This is a genomic window from Variovorax sp. P2_H12 (assembly GCF_056403395.1).
In genome coordinates this window covers 46223-52298 of record NZ_JBFUFO010000027.1, presented here as the reverse complement: position 1 = coordinate 52298, position 6076 = coordinate 46223, and the positions used below count along the sequence as shown (strand labels likewise).

The following is a 6076-nucleotide window of genomic DNA, read 5'->3' as shown; positions in this document are numbered from 1 at the left end:
GGCGCCGCCGGCCGATGCGCTCTGGACCGTCGAACACCGGCCCGACGCGCCGCTGCTGTTCCGCTACTCGGCGCTCACCTTCAACAGCCACCGCATCCACTACGACCATCCCTACGTGACCCAGGTCGAAGGCTACGACGACCTGGTGGTGCACGGCCCGCTGATCGCCACGCTGCTGCTCGAAGGGGCCCAGCAGCACAACCCGGGCCGCGGCGTGCGGGCCTACAGCTTCAAGGCCGTGCGGCCGCTGACCTGTGGCGGCCTGCTGCGCGTTCGCGGCCATGCGGCCGATGCCGATGGCAAGGCCGTGCTCTGGGCCGAAGACGGTCAGGGCGCGCTGCTGATGCAAGCCAGCGCCGAATTCACTTCCTCTTGATCCCCATGACTGATTCCACTTCCCGCCACCAGGACATCCGCGACGCCGTGCGCGACCTCTGCGCCCAGTTCCCGAACGAGTACTTCCGCAAGGTCGACGAAGCCCGTGCCTACCCGGCCGAGTTCGTCGACGCCTTGACGAAGGCCGGCTGGATGGCCGCGCTGATCCCGCAGGCGTACGGCGGCTCGGGCCTGGGCCTGACCGAGGCTTCGGTGATCATGGAGGAAATCAACCGCGCCGGCGGCAACTCCGGCGCCTGCCACGGCCAGATGTACAACATGGGCACCTTGCTGCGCCATGGCTCCGAGGCGCAGAAGCGGCTGTACCTGCCGAAGATCGCGTCCGGCGAGCTGCGCCTGCAGTCGATGGGCGTGACCGAGCCCTCGACCGGCACCGACACCACCAAGATCAAGACCACCGCCGTGAAGAAGGGCGACCGCTACGTCATCAATGGCCAGAAGGTCTGGATCTCGCGCATCCAGCACTCCGACCTGATGATCCTGCTGGCGCGCACCACGCCGCTGGCCGATGTGAAGAAGAAGTCCGAAGGCATGTCGATCTTCATCGTCGACCTGCGCGAGGCCATCGGCCACGGGCTCACCGTGCGGCCGATCCTGAACATGGTCAACCACGAGACCAACGAGCTGTTCTTCGAAAATCTGGAGATCCCGGCCGAGAACCTGATCGGCGAGGAAGGGCAGGGCTTCATGTACATCCTCGACGGCCTCAACGCCGAGCGCACGCTGATCGCGGCCGAGTGCATCGGCGACGGCTACTGGTTCATCGACAAGGTCACGGCCTACACCAAGGAGCGCGTCGTGTTCGGCCGCCCGATCGGCCAGAACCAGGGCGTGCAGTTCCCGATCGCCGAGGCCTTCATCGAGATCGAGGCCGCCGACCTGATGCGCTACGAGGCCTGCCGGCGCTTCGATGCGCACGAGCCCTGCGGCGCCCAGGCCAACATGGCGAAGTACCTCGCGGCCAAGGCCTCGTGGGAAGCGGCCAATGCCTGCCTGCAGTTCCACGGCGGCTTCGGCTTCGCCTGCGAATACGACATCGAGCGCAAGTTCCGCGAGACCCGGCTCTACCAGGTGGCGCCGATCTCGACCAACCTGATCCTGAGCTACGTGGCCGAGCACATGCTCGGGCTGCCCCGGAGCTTCTGATGCGACCCCTCGAAGGCATCACCGTGCTCACGCTCGAGCACGCGATCGCGGCGCCGTTCTGCACCCGCCAGTTGGCCGATCTCGGCGCCCGCGTGATCAAGGTCGAGCGGCCCGGCAGCGGCGACTTCGCACGCGCCTACGACCAGCGCGTGCACGGACTGGCCTCGCATTTCGTCTGGACCAACCGTTCCAAGGAGAGCCTGACCCTGGACGTCAAGCACCCCCGGGGCCAGGAGGTCCTGCAGCGCCTGGTGGCCGAGGCCGACGTGCTGGTGCAGAACCTCGCGCCTGGCGCCGCGGCCCGCCTGGGCCTGTCTTTCGAGGCCTTGTCGCCGCTGCACCCGGGCCTGGTCGTCTGCGACATCTCGGGCTACGGCGACGATGCGGCGGCGCCCGGACCCTACCGCGACAAGAAGGCCTACGACCTCCTGATCCAGAGCGAATCGGGCTTCCTGTCGGTCACCGGCACGCCCGACGAGATGGCCAAGGCCGGCTGCTCGATCGCCGACATCTCGGCCGGCATGTACGCCTACAGCAACATCCTGGCGGCGCTGCTGCAGCGCGGCAAGACCGGCAAGGGCTGCCGCATCGACGTCTCCATGCTCGAGAGCATGGCCGAGTGGATGAGCTTCCCGATGTACTACGCCTTCGAGGGCGCGCCGCCGCCGCCGCGCGCGGGCGCGGCGCACGCCACCATCTACCCCTACGGGCCGTTCCCGGCCGGCGACGGCAAGCTGGTGATGCTGGGGCTGCAGAACGAGCGCGAGTGGCAGGCGTTCTGCGCGAAGGTGCTCGAGCAGCCCGGCCTGGCGGCCGACCCGCGATTCGCGTCCAACACGCTGCGCACCGCTTCGCGCGATGCGCTGCGCGACATCATCGTCCAGGCCTTCTCGGCGTTCACCGCGGCGGGCATCATCGAGCGGCTCGACGCGGCGCAGATCGCCAACGCGCAGGTCAACACGATGCAGGACCTGTGGAACCACCCGCAACTGCAGGCGCGCGATCGCTGGACCGACGTCGGTACCGGTGCCGGCGCGATCCCCGCGCTGTGGCCGCCCGGCATGCCGCGCGAGTGGGATCCGCGCATGGATGCGGTGCCGACGCTCGGCCAGCACACCGATGCGATCCTGGCCGAGGTCGGCTACGACGCTGCGGCCATCGCCGCGCTGCATGCCGAAGGCGCGGTCTGAGCGCCCCTCATCCTGCCCCAACGGAATCCCCTCAATGAACAACCACCCCAGCCAGACCCTCGCCACCTTCGCCGCCGACCTCTCGTTCGCCCAGATTCCCGATCCGGTGCTGCGTCGCGCCGAGGACCTGATGCTCGACTGGCTCGGCTCCGTGCTCGCGGCCCGCGCGGCGCGTCCGGTGCGCAGCATCCAGCGCTTCGCCGAGATGATGGGCCCCGCCGAAGGCCCCAGCGAGGTGCTGATCTCGCGCCGCAGCACCTCGCCGCTGTTCGCGGCGCTGGTCAATGCCGCAGCCTCGCACTACGTGGAGCAGGACGACGTGCACAACGGCTCCGTGTTCCATCCGGCGGCGGTCGTGTTCGCGCCGGCCCTGGCGACGGCCCAGGCGCTGGGTGCGAGCGGCGCGCAGCTGCTGACCGCCGTGGTGGCGGGCTACGAAGTCGGCATCCGTGTCGGCGAATTCCTCGGCCGCTCGCACTACCGCACCTTCCACACCACGGCCACGGCCGGCACGCTGGCGGCCGCTGCCGCCGTCGGGCGGCTGCTCGAGCTTGCGCCGGGCCAGATGCTGGATGCCTTCGGCTCGGCCGGCACGCAGTCGGCGGGTGTCTGGGAGTTCCTGCGCGACGCGGCCGATTCGAAGCAGCTGCATTGCGCGCACGCCGCGGCCAGCGGCCTCATGTCGGCCTACCTCGCCAAGGATGGCTTCACCGGTGCGCAGCGCGTGCTCGAAGGCGCGCAGGGCCTGGGCGTCGGCATGTCGACCGATGCCGATCCCCGGCGCCTGGTCGATGGCCTGGGCAGCCGCTGGACGCTGGCCGAAACCTCGTTCAAGTACCACGCCTCCTGCCGCCACACGCACCCGGCCGCCGATGCGCTGCTGCAGGTGATGACCGACCACCGCCTGAAGCACGGCGACATCGCGCGCGTCGTGACCCATGTGCACCAGGGGGCCATCGACGTGCTGGGCCGGGTGGTGGTGCCCGCCACGGTGCACCAGGGCAAGTTCTCGATGGGCACGGTGCTGGGGCTGATCGCGGTGCACGGCCGCGCGGGCCTCACCGAGTTCGACCGCGACTACCTCGCGCCCGAGGTCGCCGCCTTCCGCGACAAGGTGATGATGGAACTCGACCGCGAGGTCGACACGGCCTACCCCGCGCGCTGGATCGGCAAGGTCAGCGTCACGACCACCGACGGCCGCAGCTTCTCGGGCCGCGTCGACGAACCCAAGGGCGACCCCGGCAACACGCTGAGCCGCGCCGAGATCGAGGACAAGATGAAGCGGCTCACGCAGTACGGCGAGGCCGCTACGCCCCAAGAAGCAGAAGCACTTTGTCAGCGCATCTGGCACCTGGCCGAAGCGCCGCGCGTCGAGCGCCTGCTGGGCTGACATGCGCCCGGTTGCCCGCAGTCTTCTTTTCGTGCCGGGCCACCAGCCCGCGCGTTTCGACAAGGCCTGCGCCAGCGGCGCCGATGCGGTCGTGCTCGACCTCGAGGACGCCGTGCCGCCGGAACGCAAGGACGAGGCCCGCGCCCAGGTCGGCGAGTGGCTGGCCGCGCGCCGCGATGGTGCTGCAGCGCCGGTCATCGGTGTGCGCATCAATGCGGCCGACACCCCGTGGCACGCCGCCGATGTCGAGCTGTGCGCCCGCGCCGGCATCGAGGCGCTGATGCTGCCGAAGGCCGAGGATGCGTCTGTGCTGCGGGCGATCGCCACCGCGCTGCCGGCTGCGGCCTTGTGGCCGCTGATCGAGACCGCGCGTGGCATCGACCGCCTGGCCGGCATCGCGAGCGCGACGCACGTGCAGCGCCTGGTGTTCGGCTCGATCGACTTCCAGGCCGACCTCGACATCGAGGCGGACGACGAGGGCGACGGCCACGAGCTTCTTTTCTATCGCTCGCAGATCGTGCTGGCCTCGCGCCTCGCGGGGCTGCAGGCGCCGGTGGATGGCGTCAGCACGTCGATCGACGACAGCTCTCGCCTCGAGGCCGAGGCGCGCCGGGCGCGCGCCCTCGGCTTCGGCGCCAAGCTGTGCATTCATCCGAAGCAGGTGGCGTCGGTCAACCAGGGCTTCTCGCCCATGCCTGAACGCATCGCTTGGGCGCAACGGGTTCTTGCGGCCGATGCCGCAAGTGGGGGAGCGCCGGTCGCGGTCGACGGCAAGATGGTCGACCGGCCGGTGGTCCTCAAGGCGCAGGCGGTGCTGCGCGCAGCGTCACGCTGAAGCACCGCAAGGGAGAGCGACACGGAGTGCGTCAAAAAAAAACGGCGCAGCGGGTCGCAGATCGAAAAACAAGACAGGGAGACATTCATGAGCCATTCCATGACTCGGCGTGCCGTATGGGTCGGCGCGTCTGCATTCGCAGTTCCGAGGGTGTTCGCACAGCCGGCACCGATCGTCATCAAGTTCAGCCACGTGGTGGCGCCCAACACGCCCAAGGGGGCCGCCGCCGATTTCTTCGCGAAACGGGCCGCCGAACTGACCCGGGGCCGGGTCAGGGTCGAGGTCTATCCGAACAGCCAGCTCTACAAGGACAAGGAAGAGCTCGAGGCGCTGCAGCTCGGCGCCGTACAGATGCTGGCGCCGTCGCTCGCCAAGTTCGGGCCGCTGGGCGTGAGGGAGTTCGAGGTCTTCGACCTGCCCTACATCTTTCCGGACAAGGCGGCGCTGCGCACCATCACCACCGGGCCGATCGGCGCCCGGCTGCTGGCCCGGCTGGAGCCCAAGGGCTTCAAGGGGCTGGCCTACTGGGACAACGGCTTCAAGATCATGACCGCCAACAGGGCCGTCCGGCGGCCCGGCGACATGAAGGGCCTGAAGCTGCGCATCCAGTCGTCCAAGGTGCTCGAGGCGCAGATGCGCGCGCTCGGCGCGATCCCGCAGGTGATGGCCTTCTCCGAGGTCTACCAGGCGCTGCAGACCGGCGTGGTCGACGGTACCGAGAACACGCCGTCCAACATCTACACGCAGAAGACGCACGAGGTGCAGGCCCATGGCGCGCTCACCGGCCATGGCTATATCGGCTATGGCGTGATCGTCAACAAGAAGTTCTGGGATGCGCTGCCGGCGGACATCCGCAGCGCGCTCGAGGCGGCCATGAAGGAGGCCACCGAGCGCAACGACGCGATCTCGCAAAAGGACAACGACGACGCGATCGCGGCGATGCAGGCCAGCGGCAGGATCAGGCTGCATGCCCTCACAGCAGAAGAACGGGTGGCCTGGATCGCGCAGCTCAAGCCGGTGCACCAGGCCATGGCCTCGCGCGTGGGCCCGGAGCTGATCCAGGACATCCACAAGGCGATCGGAACCTCGTGAACCTCTGAAGCACCCTTCGGAGGCACG

6 protein-coding genes are annotated in these 6076 nt (G+C 69.0%); all 6 read left to right on the top strand.

Features of this window, described 5'->3' with window-relative positions:
• The coding region (locus AC1DYK_RS21080) for an HTD2 family dehydratase (protein ID WP_478168084.1) at nt 1–376 on the top strand (376 nt) is incomplete at its 5' end.
• Nucleotides 377–381: 5 nt separating this feature from the next.
• Complete coding sequence (locus AC1DYK_RS21075; protein WP_478168083.1) at nt 382–1542, top strand: acyl-CoA dehydrogenase family protein; 1161 nt, start codon at nt 382–384, stop codon at nt 1540–1542.
• Complete coding sequence (locus tag AC1DYK_RS21070) at nt 1542–2732, top strand: CaiB/BaiF CoA transferase family protein (protein ID WP_478168082.1); 1191 nt, start codon at nt 1542–1544, stop codon at nt 2730–2732. The genes AC1DYK_RS21075 and AC1DYK_RS21070 overlap by 1 nt, the downstream gene beginning before the upstream one ends.
• 34 nt (nt 2733–2766) lie before the next feature.
• Nucleotides 2767–4122 (top strand): MmgE/PrpD family protein, encoded by a 1356-nt coding sequence (locus tag AC1DYK_RS21065; RefSeq protein ID WP_478168081.1) that lies wholly within the window; start codon nt 2767–2769, stop codon nt 4120–4122.
• Between the two features lies 1 nt (nt 4123).
• Nucleotides 4124–4957 carry an HpcH/HpaI aldolase/citrate lyase family protein gene (locus AC1DYK_RS21060; RefSeq protein ID WP_478168080.1) on the top strand — a complete coding sequence of 278 codons (834 nt, stop codon included), beginning with the start codon at nt 4124–4126 and terminating at the stop codon, nt 4955–4957.
• Nucleotides 4958–5056: 99 nt separating this feature from the next.
• Complete coding sequence (locus tag AC1DYK_RS21055) at nt 5057–6049, top strand: TRAP transporter substrate-binding protein (RefSeq protein WP_478168155.1); 993 nt, start codon at nt 5057–5059, stop codon at nt 6047–6049.
• The last annotated feature ends 27 nt before the right edge of the window (nt 6050–6076 follow it).

Bases quoted from the DNA above. Each gene is read 5' to 3' on its own strand.
- AC1DYK_RS21075 (WP_478168083.1), top strand. From the start codon at position 382: ATGACTGATTCCACTTCCCGCCACCAGGACATCCGCGACGCCGTGCGC.
- AC1DYK_RS21070 (WP_478168082.1), top strand. From the start codon at position 1,542: ATGCGACCCCTCGAAGGCATCACCGTGCTCACGCTCGAGCACGCGATC.
- AC1DYK_RS21065 (WP_478168081.1), top strand. From the start codon at position 2,767: ATGAACAACCACCCCAGCCAGACCCTCGCCACCTTCGCCGCCGACCTC.
- AC1DYK_RS21060 (WP_478168080.1), top strand. From the start codon at position 4,124: ATGCGCCCGGTTGCCCGCAGTCTTCTTTTCGTGCCGGGCCACCAGCCC.
- AC1DYK_RS21055 (WP_478168155.1), top strand. From the start codon at position 5,057: ATGACTCGGCGTGCCGTATGGGTCGGCGCGTCTGCATTCGCAGTTCCG.